At 54.4% G+C, this 18,271-nt stretch carries 20 protein-coding genes; 9 read left to right on the top strand and 11 right to left on the bottom strand.

The window, feature by feature from the left end; translation table 11 throughout:
- Positions 1–13 precede the first annotated feature (13 nt).
- The 4 genes from IMCC3135_RS20260 to IMCC3135_RS20275 all read right to left on the bottom strand — a co-directional run bounded on the left by IMCC3135_RS20260 (position 14) and on the right by IMCC3135_RS20275 (position 3,401).
- Positions 14–1,324: a TRAP transporter large permease gene (locus IMCC3135_RS20260; RefSeq protein ID WP_088919252.1), complete on the bottom strand. Its 1,311-nt coding sequence runs from the start codon at positions 1,322–1,324 to the stop codon at positions 14–16.
- Positions 1,321–1,773 carry a TRAP transporter small permease gene (locus IMCC3135_RS20265; RefSeq protein WP_088919253.1) on the bottom strand — a complete coding sequence of 151 codons (453 nt, stop codon included), beginning with the start codon at positions 1,771–1,773 and terminating at the stop codon, positions 1,321–1,323. Before IMCC3135_RS20265 ends, IMCC3135_RS20260 begins: the two co-directional genes overlap by 4 nt.
- Entirely contained in the window at positions 1,770–2,825 is a 1,056-nt protein-coding gene (locus IMCC3135_RS20270) for a TRAP transporter substrate-binding protein (protein ID WP_088919254.1), read from the bottom strand. Before IMCC3135_RS20270 ends, IMCC3135_RS20265 begins: the two co-directional genes overlap by 4 nt.
- 105 nt (positions 2,826–2,930) lie before the next feature.
- A complete protein-coding gene (locus IMCC3135_RS20275; RefSeq protein WP_088919255.1) occupies positions 2,931–3,401 on the bottom strand; it encodes a MarR family winged helix-turn-helix transcriptional regulator in 471 nt (156 codons plus the stop codon).
- Between the two features lie 107 nt (positions 3,402–3,508).
- Here IMCC3135_RS20275 and hmgA point away from each other — a divergent pair, with 107 nt between their 5' ends.
- From hmgA to maiA, 6 genes are read left to right on the top strand one after another with little or no spacing between them, the layout of a single operon-like run.
- Positions 3,509–4,834, top strand: a complete 1,326-nt coding sequence (gene hmgA / locus IMCC3135_RS20280) for a homogentisate 1,2-dioxygenase (RefSeq protein ID WP_205737634.1) — start codon at positions 3,509–3,511, stop codon at positions 4,832–4,834.
- A 42-nt stretch (positions 4,835–4,876) separates the two neighbouring features.
- Positions 4,877–6,133, top strand: coding sequence for a fumarylacetoacetase (gene fahA, locus IMCC3135_RS20285; protein ID WP_088919257.1), 1,257 nt, complete (start codon positions 4,877–4,879; stop codon positions 6,131–6,133).
- A 29-nt stretch (positions 6,134–6,162) separates the two neighbouring features.
- Positions 6,163–7,113 carry an MBL fold metallo-hydrolase gene (locus tag IMCC3135_RS20290; protein ID WP_088919258.1) on the top strand — a complete coding sequence of 317 codons (951 nt, stop codon included), beginning with the start codon at positions 6,163–6,165 and terminating at the stop codon, positions 7,111–7,113.
- 27 nt (positions 7,114–7,140) lie between these two features.
- The gene (locus IMCC3135_RS20295; protein WP_088919259.1) at positions 7,141–8,763 is read left to right on the top strand and encodes an FAD-dependent oxidoreductase; all 1,623 of its coding nucleotides are present in this window, start codon (positions 7,141–7,143) and stop codon (positions 8,761–8,763) included.
- 6 nt (positions 8,764–8,769) lie between these two features.
- Entirely contained in the window at positions 8,770–8,976 is a 207-nt protein-coding gene (locus IMCC3135_RS20300) for a DUF2783 domain-containing protein (protein ID WP_088919260.1), read from the top strand.
- Positions 8,973–9,611, top strand: coding sequence for a maleylacetoacetate isomerase (gene maiA / locus IMCC3135_RS20305; RefSeq protein WP_088919261.1), 639 nt, complete (start codon positions 8,973–8,975; stop codon positions 9,609–9,611). Before IMCC3135_RS20300 ends, maiA begins: the two co-directional genes overlap by 4 nt.
- A gap of 7 nt (positions 9,612–9,618) precedes the next feature.
- Here the strand turns inward: maiA and IMCC3135_RS20310 are convergent, their stop codons facing one another.
- Together IMCC3135_RS20310 and IMCC3135_RS20315 are read right to left on the bottom strand one after the other, a co-directional pair.
- A complete protein-coding gene (locus tag IMCC3135_RS20310; protein ID WP_088919262.1) occupies positions 9,619–10,035 on the bottom strand; it encodes a hypothetical protein in 417 nt (138 codons plus the stop codon).
- 10 nt (positions 10,036–10,045) lie between these two features.
- Positions 10,046–11,359 carry a molybdopterin-dependent oxidoreductase gene (locus IMCC3135_RS20315; protein WP_088919263.1) on the bottom strand — a complete coding sequence of 438 codons (1,314 nt, stop codon included), beginning with the start codon at positions 11,357–11,359 and terminating at the stop codon, positions 10,046–10,048.
- A 150-nt stretch (positions 11,360–11,509) separates the two neighbouring features.
- On the opposite strand from IMCC3135_RS20315, the gene IMCC3135_RS20320 reads away from it, so the two are divergent.
- Both IMCC3135_RS20320 and IMCC3135_RS20325 read left to right on the top strand, forming a co-directional pair.
- The gene (locus IMCC3135_RS20320; RefSeq protein ID WP_088919264.1) at positions 11,510–12,502 is read left to right on the top strand and encodes an LLM class flavin-dependent oxidoreductase; all 993 of its coding nucleotides are present in this window, start codon (positions 11,510–11,512) and stop codon (positions 12,500–12,502) included.
- Positions 12,503–12,573: 71 nt separating this feature from the next.
- The gene (locus IMCC3135_RS20325; RefSeq protein WP_157736146.1) at positions 12,574–13,107 is read left to right on the top strand and encodes a methyltransferase family protein; all 534 of its coding nucleotides are present in this window, start codon (positions 12,574–12,576) and stop codon (positions 13,105–13,107) included.
- Here IMCC3135_RS20325 and IMCC3135_RS20330 read toward each other — a convergent pair whose 3' ends face one another.
- Positions 13,108–13,392, bottom strand: a complete 285-nt coding sequence (locus IMCC3135_RS20330) for a hypothetical protein (RefSeq protein ID WP_088919266.1) — start codon at positions 13,390–13,392, stop codon at positions 13,108–13,110.
- Between the two features lie 597 nt (positions 13,393–13,989).
- Here IMCC3135_RS20330 and IMCC3135_RS20335 point away from each other — a divergent pair.
- Entirely contained in the window at positions 13,990–14,226 is a 237-nt protein-coding gene (locus tag IMCC3135_RS20335) for a hypothetical protein (protein ID WP_157736147.1), read from the top strand.
- Positions 14,227–14,284: 58 nt separating this feature from the next.
- On the opposite strand, the gene IMCC3135_RS20340 is transcribed toward IMCC3135_RS20335, so the two are convergent.
- The 4 genes from IMCC3135_RS20340 to IMCC3135_RS20355 are packed head-to-tail and all read right to left on the bottom strand — an operon-like array spanning position 14,285 to position 18,157.
- A complete protein-coding gene (locus IMCC3135_RS20340; protein ID WP_088919268.1) occupies positions 14,285–14,635 on the bottom strand; it encodes a DHCW motif cupin fold protein in 351 nt (116 codons plus the stop codon).
- Positions 14,636–15,667, bottom strand: coding sequence for a histone deacetylase family protein (locus tag IMCC3135_RS20345; protein WP_088919269.1), 1,032 nt, complete (start codon positions 15,665–15,667; stop codon positions 14,636–14,638). It lies immediately after the preceding gene.
- Positions 15,651–17,321, bottom strand: a complete 1,671-nt coding sequence (locus IMCC3135_RS20350; protein ID WP_088919270.1) for an ABC transporter ATP-binding protein — start codon at positions 17,319–17,321, stop codon at positions 15,651–15,653. Before IMCC3135_RS20350 ends, IMCC3135_RS20345 begins: the two co-directional genes overlap by 17 nt.
- Positions 17,318–18,157 (bottom strand): ABC transporter permease, encoded by an 840-nt coding sequence (locus IMCC3135_RS20355; protein ID WP_088919271.1) that lies wholly within the window; start codon positions 18,155–18,157, stop codon positions 17,318–17,320. The genes IMCC3135_RS20350 and IMCC3135_RS20355 overlap by 4 nt, the downstream gene beginning before the upstream one ends.
- Positions 18,158–18,271 lie beyond the last annotated feature (114 nt).

Raw genomic sequence — 18,271 nt, forward strand, 5'->3', positions numbered from 1 at the left:
CCTGACCGACCCACTAGATCAGCAATGCCAGCGATACCCAGGGCAATAGCAGTAACAAGGCAAGTCTGAGCATGTCAGCCAGCCAGAACGGTATCACGCCTTTGAAAATCGTCGCCAGTGACACATCGTTCAGCACTGAGCGCAGCACGAATACATTCATCCCGACCGGAGGCGTGATCAGACTGATTTCGGTCACCACCACCACCACAATGGCAAACCAGATACTGACCATTTCAGGGTCAGACAGCAGCCCGGTACCAAAATCGAGCTGAATGATTACCGGATAGAACACCGGAACCGTCAGCAGGATCATCGACAGACTCTCGAACACACAACCTAGCAGCAGATAGATGCCAACCATGATCAGGATGACGCCCCAGGCACTGAAACCCGAGTTGTAAACCATATCGACCAAGGCATCCGGCAGGCCTGCGAAGTTGACGAAGGCCGAGAAAATCTCAGCACCAATGATGATGGTGAATATCATGCCCGAAGACAGAATGGTCTCCCGACAGGCATCGACAAAATTTTCCCATGTCAGCCCACGAATCGCCAACGCCAACACCAGAGAGAAAAAAGCGCCCATGCCGGCAGCTTCAATCGGCGTGAATATCCCACCATAGATCCCGCCCATGATGAAGCTGAACAAAGCCAGCGTGCCAAATACACCTATCTTGTCGCGCCGCGTCATCGGCACCGGCTCACTGACCGGTGGAGCTCGTTCAGGGAATAGACGCACCGTGATCATGACGGCCACCAGATACAGAATGATGCCCAGCAATCCTGGCAACAGACCGGCAATAAAGAGCTTTGCAATATCGGTTTCAGTCAGAAGACCATAAATGATGAGTATGACTGACGGCGGGATCAGAATGCCCAGCGTGCCGCCAGCGGCAATCGCCCCTGCTGCCAGACCATCTGAGTAGCCAAAACGTCGCATCGGTGGCATGGCAACACGTGACATGGTGGCAGCGGTGGCCAGCGAGGATCCGGACACGGCAGAGAAACAACCGCAACTCAGAACCGTAGCCAGAGCCAAGCCGCCACGCATGCGTCCGAACAGGTGATCAGCACCGGCAAACAAGCCTTGTGCGATACCCGCCTTCGCCATGATATTGCCCATGAAGATGAACAACGGCACAACCGACAAGGAATAACTCAGTCCGGTTTCAAAAACCGCATTGCCTATCATGGAACCTGCCGGCGACATACCTCGCATCACGGCAAAACCTACACCACCGACCAATGCCATGGCAAAGGCTATGGGTACCCGCAGAAAGATCAGAGCCAGCAGTATCGCAATACCGATCAGTGAAATAGTCATCGACGGTAGGCCTCGATCAAACCGAAAATTGCCGCAAGCACACACGACAAAGCACCAAACCAGGCAAATGCGGCAAACGGTACATTCAGAGACTCTGAGTGTGCACCATCGATGAACTGCTTGTTTCCCAGCACCCACAGCCGCAAGGCAAAAAACAACAATACAGCTGCGGACAGCAGACCGATCAACACGGCCAGGGCACGCTGGACACCAGCAGGCAGGCACCCTGTCAACATATCAACATCGACATGAGCGCCCGCCCGGCTCACTAGCGGCAAGGAGGCAAAGACCAGCGCCCCGAGCAACATTTCTGTCAACTCGAAGGCACCGGTCAACGGCTTGTTGAGCAAGTAACGGCCGATCACATCAACGCCGGTCACCAACATCAGACTCACCAGCAAAGCGCCTGAAACAAACTCCAGCGCATTCTTGGCAAACTTCTCGATCATTGAGCAACGCCACTCAAGGTACGCAAACGCTCAATCGCAGCAGCGCCATCATAGCCTTCAGGCAAGCCTGCTGCCCAGTCCGACTCCAGCGTGGCAGCTGTGGATTGCACAGCACTCAGTACTGCTTCAGGTGCTGCGTACAGTTCGATCCCGGCTGCTTCGATTTCTGTCTGTGCAGCCTTGTCGGCATCGTTCCATGCCTGGCCAACACGCTCTGAAAATGCAAGCCCGGAAATACCTTCGATAGCGGCCTGATCCTCGGCACTGATGGAATCCCATTTGGCTTGATTCATGACCATGAACCAGGTCGTATTATAAACTCCGCCTGGTACCGTCATCGAGTACTTCAGATCCTTGGTCAGGTTGAAAGCGGTCAGCGCCTCGTAGGTAAAGGTCACCCCATCAATCACGCCGCGCGACAGCTTTTCATAGACTTCTGTCGAGGACATGAAAAGAGGCGTGGCACCCAGACCTTCCATCAGACCCGCCACGTAACCGCCGGGCACACGAATCTTCAGACCCGCGAAATCCTCAGGCGTATTGATCTTGCGTTGATTGTTGTGAAACAGCCCCGGACCATGTGTAAACAGCCCTAGAATTTTGGTACCTTCATGGTCCTTTTCTGCATCAAGATCTTCCATATAGACCTGATAAAAGGCCTTGGATGCCTCGATGGCATCATCGCCGATAAATGAGAACTGGCCAACCTCAGCTTTGGTAAATCGATCATCCTGGCTGAAGCTATGCAGACCGTAGGTAATGTCAGCCACATCATCCTTCGCCATGTCGAAATGCGCCGGTGGGCTACCGAGTGGCTTGCCCAGCACGCGGACCGTAACACGACCTTCGGTGACGGCCTCGACTTCCTTGGCCCAGGGCTTGATGGCATTGAGCGCAACCGGGTGCCGTGGTGGCAACCAGCTGGACATCACCAAGTCAGTTTGTGCCAAGGCGGGTGTTGCCAGCGTTGCGGCAAACAGACCGGCTAGCAAGGTAGCGCTGGTCGAGCCTAACAAGGCTCCCGCTATGGTCCGAGTCTTTAAACGATTCATTTACATCTCCAGTGGTAGCCCATTCTCGAAATGGAAGGGTGCTGGCTGGCGACAGTATCCGTTGCGCATGCAACTGTCAATGAAAAGACAGGGCTTTATGCAGAACTATTCGTGCTCAACCCCATCCTCACGGCGCACCAGATCCAGCGACAACTCGAGCTTGTTCATTGCATTGACAAAGGCGCTGTACTCATCCCCATTCAGGCATTGCATGATCTTGCGCTCCTGCTCCAACACCAGGGGGATCAACTTCTTGTGCAGGGTACGGCCTTTGGCTGTCAGGCGCAGACGTGCCATACGTCGATCTCCTTTGGCTTCCGTACGGGCGATCAGCTGCACCTCGATCATGCGACTGACACCCCGACTGACTCGCGACTTGTGTGTCCGGGTGCAATTGACAATATATTGCGCCGTGCACGCCTCATGCGCCGCCAGGGTCACCAGGATGCGCCACTCCACAATATCGATACCAAACCGGTCAGCATAGACCTCTGCCAGTTTGGTGCTCACTTCAGCAGCCAGCCGATTAAGTCGGAACGGGACAAAGTCAAGCAGTTGCAGATCAGTTTTGTGCATATGATTCAGTAATCTTTTATTTGTTGCATGCGCAACTTTGTTGACAGTTGCATGTGCAACGGTTAGATTCTACACCACGCGATAACGATGCACCCATGAGAACCCGCATGAGCAAGACACTCGGCACTCAAAACGCCTATATGCCAGGCTTTGGCAATGATTTCGAAACCGAAGCTCTGCCAGACGCCCTGCCGCAGGGCCGTAACAGCCCTCAGCGCTGCAACTATGGCCTGTATGGCGAACAGCTCAGCGGTACCGCCTTCACCGCACCCAGCCATCAGAATGAGCGCACCTGGTGCTATCGCATCCGCCCCTCTGTCAAGCATTCAGCTCGTTACCAGAAAATCGATTTGCCCTATTGGCAATCGGCTCCCAGAATCAATCCTGATGTCATCAGCCTGGGTCAATATCGATGGGATCCCATCCCCCACAGTGGCGAGTCATTAACCTGGCTGACGGGTATGCGCACCATGACCACGGCCGGTGATGTCAATACACAGGTGGGTATGGCTACTCATATCTATCTGGTGACAACATCCATGGTCGATGAATACTTCTACTCAGCCGATAGCGAGATGCTGATCGTGCCGCAGGAAGGCGAGTTGCGAATCTGCACCGAACTGGGCGTGATTGATCTGGCCCCCAAGGAGATTGCCATTATCCCTCGTGGTCTGGTCTATCGCGTGGAAGTGATGTCCGGGCCTGCGCGCGGCTTTGTCTGTGAAAACTACGGACAAAAATTCGAACTTCCAGGACGCGGCCCTATTGGTGCCAACTGCATGGCCAATCGGCGCGATTTCAAGTCACCGGTGGCAGCCTTTGAAGATAAAGAGGTGCCATCGACGGTCACGATCAAATGGTGCGGACAGTTTCACCAGACGCATATCGGTCATAGTCCACTGGATGTGGTCGCCTGGCATGGCAACTACGCACCCGTCAAATATGATTTACGTACCTACTGTCCGGTGGGCTCCATTCTGTTCGATCATCCGGACCCTTCCATCTTCACTGTGCTGACCGCCCCTTCGGGAGTTCCCGGCACGGCCAATATCGACTTCGTGCTGTTCCGTGAACGCTGGATGACCATGGAAGATACCTTTCGTCCGCCCTGGTATCACAAGAACATCATGTCCGAGATGATGGGCAATATCTACGGCGCCTACGATGCCAAGCCGCAAGGTTTCGTACCCGGCGGCATGAGCCTGCACAATATGATGTTGCCACACGGCCCGGATCAGCAAGCCTTCGATCGTGCCTCCAATTCCGAACTCAAGCCTGAGAAACTCGACAACACCATGTCGTTCATGTTCGAGACTCGATTCCCGCAGCATCTGACAGAATTTGCAGCCCATGAAGCACCTCTTCAAGATGAATACATAGACTGCTGGGATAGTATCGAGAAGAAATTCGATGGCACGCCGGGCCTTAAATAAGATACCCGACCAATCAAGGTCAACTTGACCACAGGAAACCTGATGACTCTTTTGAAAAGCTGGGTAGACAGCGCCAACAGCGCTACTACTGATTTCCCACTGAACAACCTACCCTACGGCGTTTTTTCCATTGCCGGTGGCGCACCCCGTTGCGGAGTCGCCATCGGTGATCAGGTACTTGACGTTACTGCACTGGAGAACGACAAACTGCTGGTGATCGCAGATTCTGCAGTACTGCAGCAAGCCGTCTGGAACCCGTTGATGGAATTGCCGGCAGATAGCTGGAGCTCGTTTCGCACTCAGTTGATTGCACTGCTTGAAGACGGCGCTGCCGATCAGGACAAGCTCACACCACACCTCTACGCTTTGGCCGATGTACAGCTGCACATGCCCATGCGCGTCAGTGAATTTACTGACTTCTACGCCGGGCGTTATCACGCAACCAACGTCGGCACCATGTTTCGTGGTGCAGAAAATGCCTTGCCACCCAACTGGCTGCACATCCCCATTGGCTATAACGGTCGTGCCTCCTCGGTTGTCGTATCCGGCACACCGGTACAACGTCCCTGGGGACAGTTGAAAGGCCCGGATCAGGAATTGCCCGCTTTCATGCCTTCACGCCGTTTCGACCTGGAACTGGAAATGGGCGCCATTGTCGGCAACGCATCGCAAGGCCCTGTCAGCGTCGATGAAGCCGATGCCATGATCTTCGGCTACGTCTTGCTGAACGACTGGTCGGCACGTGACATCCAGGCTTGGGAATATCAGCCTCTGGGACCGTTTCAGGCCAAGGCGACAGCCACAACCATCAGCCCCTGGATTGTCACAGCAGCGGCGCTGGATAGTTTTCGCGTCAGCACACCAGAACGCGAATTTGAACTACTGCCGCACTTGCAGGATACCGGCCCCATGCTCTATGACATCGAGCTGAGCGTCACCCTGGCACCGGACCAAAAAGCGGCAACCACCATTGCGCAAACCAACTATAGCGAGATGTATTACTCGGCAGCACAACAACTGGCTCATCACACAACATCCGGTTGTCCGATGCGCACCGGCGATCTGCTGGGTTCGGGCACCATCTCCGGCCCTGAAAAAAGCATGCGCGGGTCCCTGCTTGAAATCAGCTGGGGCGGCAAGGAACCGCTGACTCTGGATACCGGCGAGACACGTACTTTCCTCGAAGATGGCGACACGCTGACTCTGCAGGGCCATGCACAAGGTGATGGCTATCGCATCGGATTCGGTGATTGTTCCGGCACGCTGGTGCCGGCACTTGAAAAGCCCTATTCCCGCTAACTTAACTCCCAACATTCAGGACAACCATCATGGCCAAAGCATTTGCCTCACAAGGCGACATGACTGAAAAAGAAATCAGTTTTACCGAAGTCGGCAACGGCCTCTGGGCTTTCACAGCAGAAGGCGACCCCAACTCCGGCGTCATCATTGGCGACGAAAGCGTCATGATCGTCGAAGCTCAGGCCACACCTCGCCTGGCAGGTAAAGTGATCGAAAAAGTCCGTGAAGTGACGGACAAGCCGATCTCTCACGTCGTGCTGACTCACTACCATGCTGTACGCGTATTGGGTGCCAGTGCCTTCAATGCCGACCAGATCATCATGTCAGATGCTGCGCGCGCCATGGTGGTCGAACGCGGACAGGAAGACTGGGATAGTGAATTCGGTCGTTTCCCGCGTCTGTTCCAGGGCCATGAAAGCATTCCCGGTCTGACCTGGCCCACGCAGACGTTCAGCGGTCGCATGTCCGTGTATCTGGGCAATCGTCGTGTCGATCTGATGCAAATGGGACGTGCTCATACTGCTGGCGATATCGTCATTCATGTACCGGATGAGAATGTCATGTTCACCGGTGACATCGTTGAATATCACTCAGCCTGCTATTGCGGTGACGGCCACTTTGGTGACTGGGGCAAGACCCTGGACAATATTGCAGCCTTTGACGTCGATGCGATTGCACCGGGTCGTGGCGGTGCACTGGTCGGTCGTGAACAGGTCAATGCAGGCATCGACAGCACACGCGACTTTCTGGAAAGCACCTGGCGTCCTGCCGCGCGAGTTGCCGCACGTGGTGGTTCACTCAAGCAAGCCTGGGATGCCGTACGAGAAGCCTGTGATGCCAAGTTCTCCGACTACGCCATCTACGAGCACTGCCTGCCGTTCAACGTGGCACGAGCCTATGACGAAGCCCGTGGCATCGACACGCCTCGTATCTGGACCGCCCAGCGCGACCAGGATATGTGGGAAGCGTTACAAGACTAGCCTTTAACTCTACAGACGGGAAGCAGCATGGTTGACGTGCGTTACACAACAGCATTCGAACTCTACCCCTACGCCAGGGCCTCTGATCAGGATGAAGCTGCTCCTCAGCGTCATCCCGTCGTCATTGTCGGCGGGGGGCCTGTCGGCATGGCCATGGCACTGGACCTGGGGCGCAAGGGCACGCCGGTTCTGGTACTGGATGATCATGCCGGTGTCGGTCAGGGTTCGCGGGCCATCTGTTTTGCCAGACGGACACTGGAAATCACAGACCGTCTGGGTTGTGAACAACGCATGCTCGACAAGGGTGTTGTGTGGAACGTAGGTCGTGTTTTTCATGGTGAGGAAGAGGTGTTCAACTTCAACCTCTCACCGGCGACCGGCCTGCGTAATCCCGCCTTCGTCAATCTGCAGCAACCCTATTTTGAAAAGTTTCTGGTTGAACAGATACGCAAGGAACAGGAACGCGGTGCACCTATTCAGATTCGTGGCTGCAATCAGCTCACCGGGCTCAGCGACCTGGGTGAGCATGTCTTGCTGGATATCGATACGCCTGAAGGCCCCTACCAGCTGGAAGCCGATTGGCTGGTTGCCTGTGATGGAGCTCGCTCAAAGGTCAGGGACCTGTTGGGACTCGATTTTGAAGGTCGGGTATTCGAAGACAACTTCCTGATTGCCGATGTCAAGATGAGTGCGCCATTTCCTACCGAACGATGGTTCTGGTTCGAGCCACCATTCAAGAATTCCGGGCAATCAGCCTTGCTGCACAAGCAGCCCGACGATATCTGGCGCATTGATTTCCAGCTCGGCTGGGAGATTGATCGACAGAAAGAGCTGGAGCCTGAACGCATTCGAGCACGAGTCGATGCCATGCTGGGTGACGGCGTTGACTACGAACTGGAATGGACCAGCATCTATACCTTCCAGTGTCGTCGCATGGAAAAGTTTCGCCATGGCGCTGTCATGTTTGCAGGCGACAGCGCTCACCAGGTATCCCCCTTCGGAGCTCGTGGTGCCAACTCGGGCATTCAGGATACTGACAATCTGGCCTGGAAACTGGACCTGGTCATCAAGGGCCTGGCCCCGGAGAGTTTGCTCGACAGTTATTCAGAGGAACGCGTACACGGCGCCAACGAGAACATTCTCAATTCGACCCGGGCCACCGATTTTCTGACGCCCAAGTCTGCCATCAGCAAGCGCTTCCGCAATGCCGTATTACAGCTGGCGCAAAAGCATGAGTTTGCCCGTCCACTGGTCAATTCGGGTCGTCTGTCCCTGCCCTGCGTCTATGACAATCTGTCCCTGAACGGTCCCGACTTGCTTGATGGTCCGTTACAGACACGTGTCGGAGCGTGCTGTATAGATGCAACCCTGAAACAAGGCTTCCTGCTGGACCAACTAGGTAACCGTTTTACTCTGATGGGCATCGATGCCGAACTGCCAGACTCACTGCAGCTTGAAGGTCTGGATATTCACTGCCTGTCCCTGAGTTGTGACGATGACTCTAGCGACGGCCTGCGTCAGCGCTATCTCGGTGATCAGGCATCCGGCGTCTATCTGGTTCGACCTGATCAACACGTCGTGGCTCGCTGGAAGCACTACGACCCTGCACTAACTAGTGCCGCTTTGCGCATTGCCATTGGCAAGGGATAAACCATCATGACTCAGGAATCACCTACACTGAACCTTACTCCCAACATTGCCGATGCTGATGGTTTCTATGACGAGTTGCTACGAGCTCACGAATCACTGACAGACGAGCAAAGCGATGCGTTTAATGCACGTCTGGTACTGATCTTGTGCAACCATATTGGCAATCGCAGCCTGATCACCCAGGCGTTGGCCGCAGCGAGACTCGAATCATGAGTGAGACCATTCTCTACGACTATTGGCGATCAACGGCAAGCTATCGCGTTCGTATCGCTCTGAATTTAGCGAATATCCCTTACCAATCCGTATCGGTAGATCTGGTTGCGGGCGATCATCGCAAACCCGAACATCTGATCCTCAACCCTCAGGGACTGGTTCCGGTACTTGAGATTGATGGTGAACGATTTACACAATCACTGGCCATTATCGATTATCTGGATGCCACCAGAAACCTGGGCTTGTTGCCACAGAACCCGATCCTGCGCACTAAAGTACAAGCCCTGGCACAAGCCATCGCAGTCGATCTGCATCCGGTCTGTAATCTGGGCGTGGTCAAACATGCAACCAACGGTGAAGAGCCTGCTCGAACCGAGTGGATGCAGCATTTCATCACGCCGGGACTAAAAGCCTTTGACACTCTGCTGAAAGACTTCGAGCAGATTCCTTTTTGTACCGGCAGCACACCCAGCCTGGCCGACATCTGCCTTATTCCCCAGTTGTACAACGCGCAACGCTGGGGAGCTGACTATGCAGGATGCTCACGCATCATTCAGGCGGCTGATGCCTGTGCTGAACACCCTGCTTTTATTGCCGCACATCCTGATGCGGTTGCAAACGCGGTTAAATCCTGATTTACAACTACTCGACGGGACGGATTTCCAGTGCAGGCAGGTGATTGATACCCTGCACCGGACTCAAGGGCGCCAGACTTGAACCTGACGTTGGATCCATCGCGGCAGTGCTATTTTCAATGCCGAAATTGCTTGTCAGATAGCCCAATACCAAAGACCGATTGTCGCCTGATAGAGGCGGCATATTCTGTTTCGCCGACATCCAGTCCAGCAATACATCCCAGCCTTCATGAGTCAGGCCTTGCTGCTTGACCAGGTTCAGCGAATGACAGCCACCACACCAGGCGCCTGTCAATGCTCGTCCCTCACCTTCAGGCCAGCCGGCTCCGAACGGATCATCCTGTGCCTGCACACTGGCGAATGGCACAACAAGCCATGCCGCCAGCAGCCCTGTTGCAATACCTTGCAAGCCGTATTTACGCATGATGTGCCCCTTAAGCCTGAGGAACCATCACCGCGATACGGTGCATGGCATTATTCAGGTAGCCCTTGGGGTTCCAGGCGACACTGAACGGCTGCACCTTGCCCTGGTCATCCGTGGCACGCGCCCAGATTTCATAGTAGCCATGAGTTGGAAAACTGACTTCACCTTCCCAAGTGGCCCATGAGAAGGGGTTCATCAACGGTGCCAATGGCGCCTCGACCCAGGAGTTTCCAAAGTCGTTGGACAGCTCTACCTTGGTCACGGTTGAATCACCTGCCCAGGCATGTCCGCGCAGACGCAATGATTTTTGCCCCGGCGACAAGGTCTCTCCGGTCTGCGGACTGGTGATCAGGGATTTGACCGGCATTGATTCGAAAGTCACAAAATCCTTGTCTTCCACGACAGCTCCAGGCTGTACCGGGAAGGCCGGTACCGAGTAGGACGGGGGTGCCATTTTCGTACCAGTCCACTTTTCAGGTGAGAGCACAATTCCGGTCAGCCACTTCTGCGAACAGGAGCCAGGCCAGCCCGGTGTCACAAGACGCAGAGGTGCGCCGTTCATGGGATGAATGTCTTCACCATTCTGCTGGAAAGCAATGATGTTATGCGGATCCAGTGCTTTGGCGATAGGTACACCACGTGACATGGGGGCCTTGCTGGCATCACCGGACAGATGCGTATCCGCACCCAGGTTTCCGGTATAGACAGCTGTTGACTTGACACCGGCTTTTTCCAGTACATCTTTCAGGCGAACACCCTTCCACATGGAATTACCGATGGCACCGGTTGACCATTGATTGCCTTTGGCCGGTGGATTGAATCCAGCACGGCCATTGCCGCCACATTCGATCTGCAGGGCGAGCTCGACGACTTCAAATTGTTCTTTCAGCTCAGCGATCGTGAACGTCATCGGTGTCTCCACCTCACCACTGATCGTAAGCGTCCACTCATCAACATTCACCTCTTTGGGTGGAACGCCATTGTTACGCACGAAATGCCGATTGATCGGGGTGATATCCGCATCCAGCAAGTGTGCCGGTGTCTCGGCATTGATCGGGCGATCGTTGAGTACGCGTAAGCCATCCTTGCCTGCAATATCCAGCTCGATGGTGCCATCTGCAATCGCTGCAGGTATGAGTCCTGCCGGCATGAAACGATGGAAGGGAATGAATCCGCCCAGAGCGGCTGCCATGGCTGTCAGGCCTGCGCCTTTGAGAAAACCGCGCCTGTCCGGGTAACTGACCCGTCCGAAAATCTGTCGATCGGCCTCTTCCGCATTTTGCTGATAGAGCTCGAATAGATTACGTTTGCTTTGGTCGACCATACATTTCATCCAGAAAAGCGGACCCCATTATTAAGCTTTTGTTCCCGGCGATCTTCAGCCAGATGGACAGCGCTGACTGGACCAGCTTGAGAAGCCAGATTCAATGCCCACTTTATCTCGCATTGCCTGAAGTATCAAAGGAACCCCTATATGACTACCCTCTCCCTGCTCGATCTGGTCCACGTCCGTCAAGGAAAAACACCCGCTGATGCACTGGCCGATGCCTTGCTGGTCGCACAACGTGCCGAACAACTTGACTACCGTCGCTTCTGGGTCGCAGAACACCACAACATGATCGGTATTTCCAGTGCCGCCACCTCCGTGGTCATTGGTCATCTTGCTGCCGGCACATCAAAAATTCGTGTCGGTTCTGGCGGCATCATGCTGCCTAATCATTCGCCTTTACAGATTGCTGAACAGTTTGGCACACTTGAATCCCTGTTCCCGGGTCGCATCGATCTGGGTCTGGGACGCGCCCCTGGTACCGATCAGGTGACTGCCCGTGCCATGCGGCGCGACCTGCATGCCGCTGCCGAGAGTTTCCCGCAAGATGTACAAGAATTGCAACGGTTGCTGGATGAGCCCGTGCCCAACCAGACCATTATCGCCGTTCCCGGTGCAGGCCTGAAGGTGCCTTTGTGGATGCTCGGCTCCAGCCTGTTTGGTGCGCAACTGGCAGCACAACTAGGACTGCCCTACGCCTTTGCCTCGCATTTTGCACCCGATGCTCTGGATGCAGCACTGGCCAACTATCGCGCACGCTTCCAGCCTTCCAAGCAGCTTGCAACACCTTATGCCGTTCCCTGTGTCAACGTCATAGTGGCTGACACCGACGAGGAAGCTCGACATCTGTACACCACCTTGCAACAGATGTTTGTGGGCATGCTACGAGGCACTCGTGGCCTGATGCCAGCCCCGATCGAGAACATCGAGAACTTCTGGTCACCGGCAGAAAAAGCGCAGGTCTCGCATATGCTCTCCTGCGCCTTTGTCGGTTCACCAGCGACCGTGCAGGAAGGACTCGAACAATTCGTGGCTCGCACACAAGCCGATGAGCTGATGGTCAGCGCACCGATATTCGACCATCAGAAACGATTACGCTCTATCGAGTTGCTGGCGGAGATTGGCCCTCGTCTGGGATAATGGCAGGTATCCAAATAATCAACATTTTGCTATACGCTTTGCTGTGGGTATCCTTTGGATACCTGCACTCGGTGTTGACCCGGCCTTCGATAAAGAACCGGCTACCGGCCCATGTCAGGCATGGCTACCGGCTTGCCTACAATATTGTTTCGGCTATCCACTTTCTGCTTGTATACCTGATCGGCCGTGCACTGCTTGATCAGAGTCGCTTCGATCTGTCCTTGTCAAATCCTGCCGCCTTCCTCTATAGCTTACTCAGCATTGGCGGCGTTATTGTCATTCTGTTGGCACTGAGACAATATGATCTCGGCCTGTTTTCAGGCATAAGCCAGCTGTTGAAAAAGAACAATCCGGATGGTGATGTCATTGAGCCTCTCAACACCGCAGGCCTTAACCGATGGATCAGACACCCTCTCTACACAGGCGCTTTCATGTACCTATGGGGTGGTGCAAACTCGCAGTTCGGTTTATGGACCGCGATATTTGCCAGTGCCTATCTGTTAATCGGTGTTCACTACGAAGAGAGGAAATTGATAGCCGTTTATGGCGATGCCTATATCAATTACAAAGCGTCTGTTTCCAAATTCCTGCCATTGAAATTCTGACTAGGTTGTCGTGCGGCCAGAGCCCCTGGCATTCAACGCACCTACGACGCTGCCAAGCACGGTGCCACACAGCAAACCCCATTGAAACGAATTGACAGGTGACGAGACGACCATATCCATTCCTGCCAGCCCCAGAAAAGCCAAGGTGATCATTGCCAGCTGTGAGCCAATGGCTGCGCCGAGCAAGATCTGGTTGAACAGTGCACGTTCAGCTGTTTCAACTCCACGTCTCTGTTCGCCCTCCTGATCATTGCCAAGATCGAATCTCGAAGCTTTTATCACCATGAAACTGCACCCTCTCAGAAGTGGCACGATTGCCTGAGGTTCGCAGCAGATTGTCACGGGGGCAGTCGACGATTGCAGATTTGAAAATCTTTCCAGGTAATATGCAAACCTGGCGGGTCGATCGGGATGGTACCAGAACACAACCAACGCCCTGTTCAGCCGCGATTCAGTAGAGCCCGCTTATTCTTGATCCACACCTGAGCAAGGTCTGCCAGCCCGACAAACGGGCAGTCTCAAGATCTTACACAGATGTAAACCAACTGCAATCAGCTGGAATACCCGGACACTGATACTAGTGTCATGAACGGGGATACAGCCCTTGCCAGAAAGCTTACATATCAAGGAATACTACGATGAAGACTCTTGAAAACGCAAAACGAACCATGCGTCGCACAATGGGCCGCGTCATAGCTGTAGCCACTTTCAGCGCAATGGCCATTGCAGCAGCCCCGGCACAAGCCACTACCGCGAATGCAACCGACGCCTTTTACAGAACAGCTGCGGTGCCAACCAGCAATCAGAATGCAGCTCGTATAATCCCCGCAGAACTGACTATCGGAATTGAGCTTGCTCACGGTTATGGTCACAACAGGGGTAATGACCGTCACCGCAATGAGGGTCACAATTCCCGCCGCAATGATCGCGGACGCTCCGATTCTCGTCGAGGCGATAGCCGACATCACGATCGTCAAAGAAGACACTACGGCGCATCTGAAGGCCATTATGGCCGAGGCCACAATAAGCACGGCTCTTCACGCCGCGACCGTTCTCATGGTCACGGTGGACATCGACGTTTTTTACAACGTTTTCATCAACGTCACCATTGATCAGTAATTCGCCATCGCTGACTCACCGGGCACAGGCCTTATACATGCCCGGTGAGACAAATCACTTATTGCTTCAGAAAATCCCCATCGATGATCAACAGATGAGCACCACTCTCAGTCGTCACCGAGCGATGAGAGCTGAGACCATCTGAAACAACATAGGACATCCCCTCCGTCAACAAAGAACGAGTGCCGTCCTTGAGCTCGTTTATTACCTCGCCCTTCAGGCAATAGACGATATGGCCTTTCTCGCACCAGTGATCGGCCAGGTAGTTTTCAGAGTATTCAACGTACCGGATGCGCAGACCACCAAATTGCATGGTCTGCCAATAGGCCATACCGGTAACACCCGCATGTTCTGTAGGAGAAACTGCCGACCAGTCGATTGTCTGAAATGGAATATTGAGGCTTGTCATTTACTGATTACCTTGTTCCTGCGCGCCATTCAGAAAACTGGTCAGATTGCCTCCCAGCTCCGGCTGCAGATAGCCACCTTCCTGAACAAATAACACCGGCAAGCCGGCGGCGGCAATGGCAGCTCCGATCTGGGCAAAACCACCGCTCGTCACCTTGAGTGCCTGGAAAGGGTCGGCTTCATGGGCATCGAGCCCGAGGGCAACCACAATGATATCGGCACCAAAGGCCTTGATACGTTGTAGCGCGGTTGTCAGTGCGTCCAGAAAGACCGCATCGCTACTACCCATGGGCAATGGAAGGTTAAGGTTATAGCCTCGGCCACGGCCTTCTCCTCGCTCATGTGCATGCCCCCAATAAAACGGATAGAAACCGGAAGGGTCTCCATGTATGGATACGGTCAGCACATCATCACGCTCATAGAAGATGCCCTGGGTGCCATTGCCATGATGCACATCAACATCCAGAATGGCAGGTTTCAAGCCCTTGCCCAGTAGATAATCAGCGGCAATGGCGGAGTTATTCAGAAAGCAGAACCCTCCCGCCAGATCACTAAATGCATGATGGCCCGGCGGACGACACAGAGCGTAGGCCTGATGTTCGCCCTCCAGAACCAGGTCCGCCGCGCTCAGTGCTGTTTGTGCAGACCAGTAGGCCGATTCCCAGGTATGGCTGTTGATGGGACAGGACATGTCTGTCTGATGGTAGCCCGCCAGTCCCAATGCGGAGCTGGGATAGGAGGCGGTACGCCGATCGGGGCGAACACTGGACAGGATCTCATCGGGCGCATCCGGATTCTGCTTCCATAGCTTGTGAATGGTTTCCAGAAACACCAGATATTCAGGTGAATGCACACCGGCAATCGGCTGCATGCCATGATCACTGGGCGTGTCGAAGGTACAACCCGCCGCCATCGCACCCGCATACAAGGCATCAGCCCGTGCGGGCTGCTCCGGGCATGTTGACGCCACCCCGTTCGATATGTACTTCTGGGGGCTGTGCGCTAGCTGTCGTTCATCAAATATTGCTTTCACGAATATTCCTGTTTTGCTTCATATCGTGCAGCGCCTGCTCATAGAGCTGGCCCGGAATGGCATCCAGCAGGCTGCGTGTGTAGGGTGAAACAGGCGCATGCAGCACCTCACTTGCCAATCCAGTCTCGACGATTGTGCCATTTTGCATCACCACGACTCGATCGCAGATCTGCGCGGCTACCCGCAGATCGTGGGTTATGAAAATCATGGACAGATTGAGACGTTTTTTCAGATCCCCGAGCAACTCCAGCACCTGCGCCTGAACCGAGACATCCAGAGCGGATACCGCCTCATCGGCAATCACAATATCAGGCTCAAACGCCAGAGCTCGTGCGATACCGATACGTTGACGCTGCCCACCCGAGAACTCATGTGGAAAACGATTGAGCGCAGATTCATCCAGCCCGACCAGATTCAGCAATTGCTTTGCCTTGGCAATCGCCGTTGCGCGCGGCGTGCCATAGGCCAGCAAGCCTTCAGTGAGAATTCTGTCAACCCTGGCACGCGGATTAAGCGACGAGTATGGATCCTGAAAAATCATCTGCATACGTCGTCTGCTGGCCCTGAGCGCCTCCCCTGACAGGCTGGCTATATCAACACCGTTCAACAGCACGCTGCCCGATGTAGGATCCAGCAGCCGGACCAGACATCGCCCTACTGAGGACTTGCCTGAACCACTTTCGCCAACGATACCGATAGTCTCCCCTGCATACAGGGAGAACTCGACATCTTGTACAGCCTTGACGATGCGCTTCTTTCCAAAAATGCCACCGCTGGATGAGCTGAACGTCTTGCACAGCTGCCTGACTTCCAGGATCGGTTCTCTCTTCATCTGTTCTGTTTCAGCAGACTCGGTACCGGACACCGCAGATGCCATTCTGGGAACCGCGGCAATCAACGCCTGGGTATAAGGATGTTGCGGATGCAGCAGTACTTCATCCCTCTCACCACTTTCGACAATCTTGCCGGCCTGCATCACGATGACCCGATCGGCAATATCGGCCACCACACCGATATCATGGGTGATGAATATCACGCCCATCTTGTGCTTCTGTCGCAAGTCTTCAATCAATTGCAGAATCTGCGCTTGAGTGGTGACATCCAGCGCCGTGGTCGGTTCATCGGCAATCAGTATCTTGGGCTCCAGAGCCAGTGCCATGGCAATCATGACTCGTTGACGCTGACCGCCTGATAGTTGAAACGGATAGGCACGCGAGGTCATCAGTGGTTCGGGTATACCGACATCACTCAACAGTTCGATGGCCCTTGCGGTGCGTTGGGCACGGCTCAAGACGCCATGAGCCTCGAAGACTTCCTCTATCTGAGCACCCACCCGCATCAGAGGGTTCAGGGCACTGAGAGGTTCCTGAAAAATCATGGAAATCGACTTGCCTCTGATCTTGAGCAAGGCTGTCTCATCAAGGCTGAGCAGATCCACACCATCAAACTGGGCTGTACCTGCAACTGGTAAAACCCCTTCGGGCAACAAGCCCATGATGGCATTGACGGACATGGACTTGCCCGAACCACTCTCACCCACAATGCACAGAATCTCACCGGCATCCAGCGTGAAAGAGACATCCTCAATCGCGTGTTTGCGATCAGCATTCACCGGCAATGCCAAGGTCAGGTTGTTGATGCTGAGAATGCTCATTGGCCTCTTCTCGTCAAACGCGGGTTCAAGGCATCATTAAGCCCTTCACCAATCAGGTTGAGCGACAGCACGGTCAACAGGATCGCCACACCGGGTATAAAGGACAACCACCAGGCGGTACGCATGACCGTTCGTGCTGCACCAATCATGAAACCCCATGACATGACATTGGGATCGCCCAGGCCCAGAAAGGACAGGGAGCTTTCCAGCAGAATGGCCGTGGCGACCATCAGGGAGGCCAGAACAATGATCGGCGGCAAAGCGTTGGGCAGGATATGGCGCAGAATTATAGAGGTGTGACTCAGGCCGGAAAGCGTTGCCGCTTCAACAAATTCACGTGTTCTCAGGCTCAAGACTTCACCGCGTACCAGTCTGGCCACCGGTGGCCAGCTCACGATGGCAATGGCCAGGATGATGAACAGCAAGCTGGGTTGAAAGATGACCAGCAAGACGATTGCCAATGCAAAACTGGGAATCGATTGAAAGAACTCGGTAAAACGCATCATCAGATCATCTACCCGACCTCCGAAATAGCCTGCAATGGCTCCCATCGGAATACCGATGGCGAGCGCCGCAATCGTTGAGACCAGACCTACTATCAGCGACACATAGGCACCATGTGCAAGTCCTGCCAGCACATTGCGCCCCAGCGCATCGGTACCCAAGGGCAGACCATCGGTGCTGAACGGCGCCAGAAACGGTCTTTGCACCATCTTCCACGGACTCTGTGGAAACAGGAATGGAGCGCTGATGGCGATAATGACAATGAACAGCAGAATGAACAGACCGATAACGGCTCCGCGATTCTGTGAATAACGCATCCAGAAATCTTTCATCCCTTCAATTCCAAGGATACCCCGTCGTTCAGGGCGGGGAAATATTGGAATGCTGTATAAATTGCCAGTAGTTGTTGACCCTTCTGGGTGAATGGGGGCGGAACGGTTATACAA

It is taken from the genome of Granulosicoccus antarcticus IMCC3135, assembly GCF_002215215.1.
Taxonomy (GTDB): Bacteria; Pseudomonadota; Gammaproteobacteria; order Granulosicoccales; family Granulosicoccaceae; genus Granulosicoccus; species Granulosicoccus antarcticus.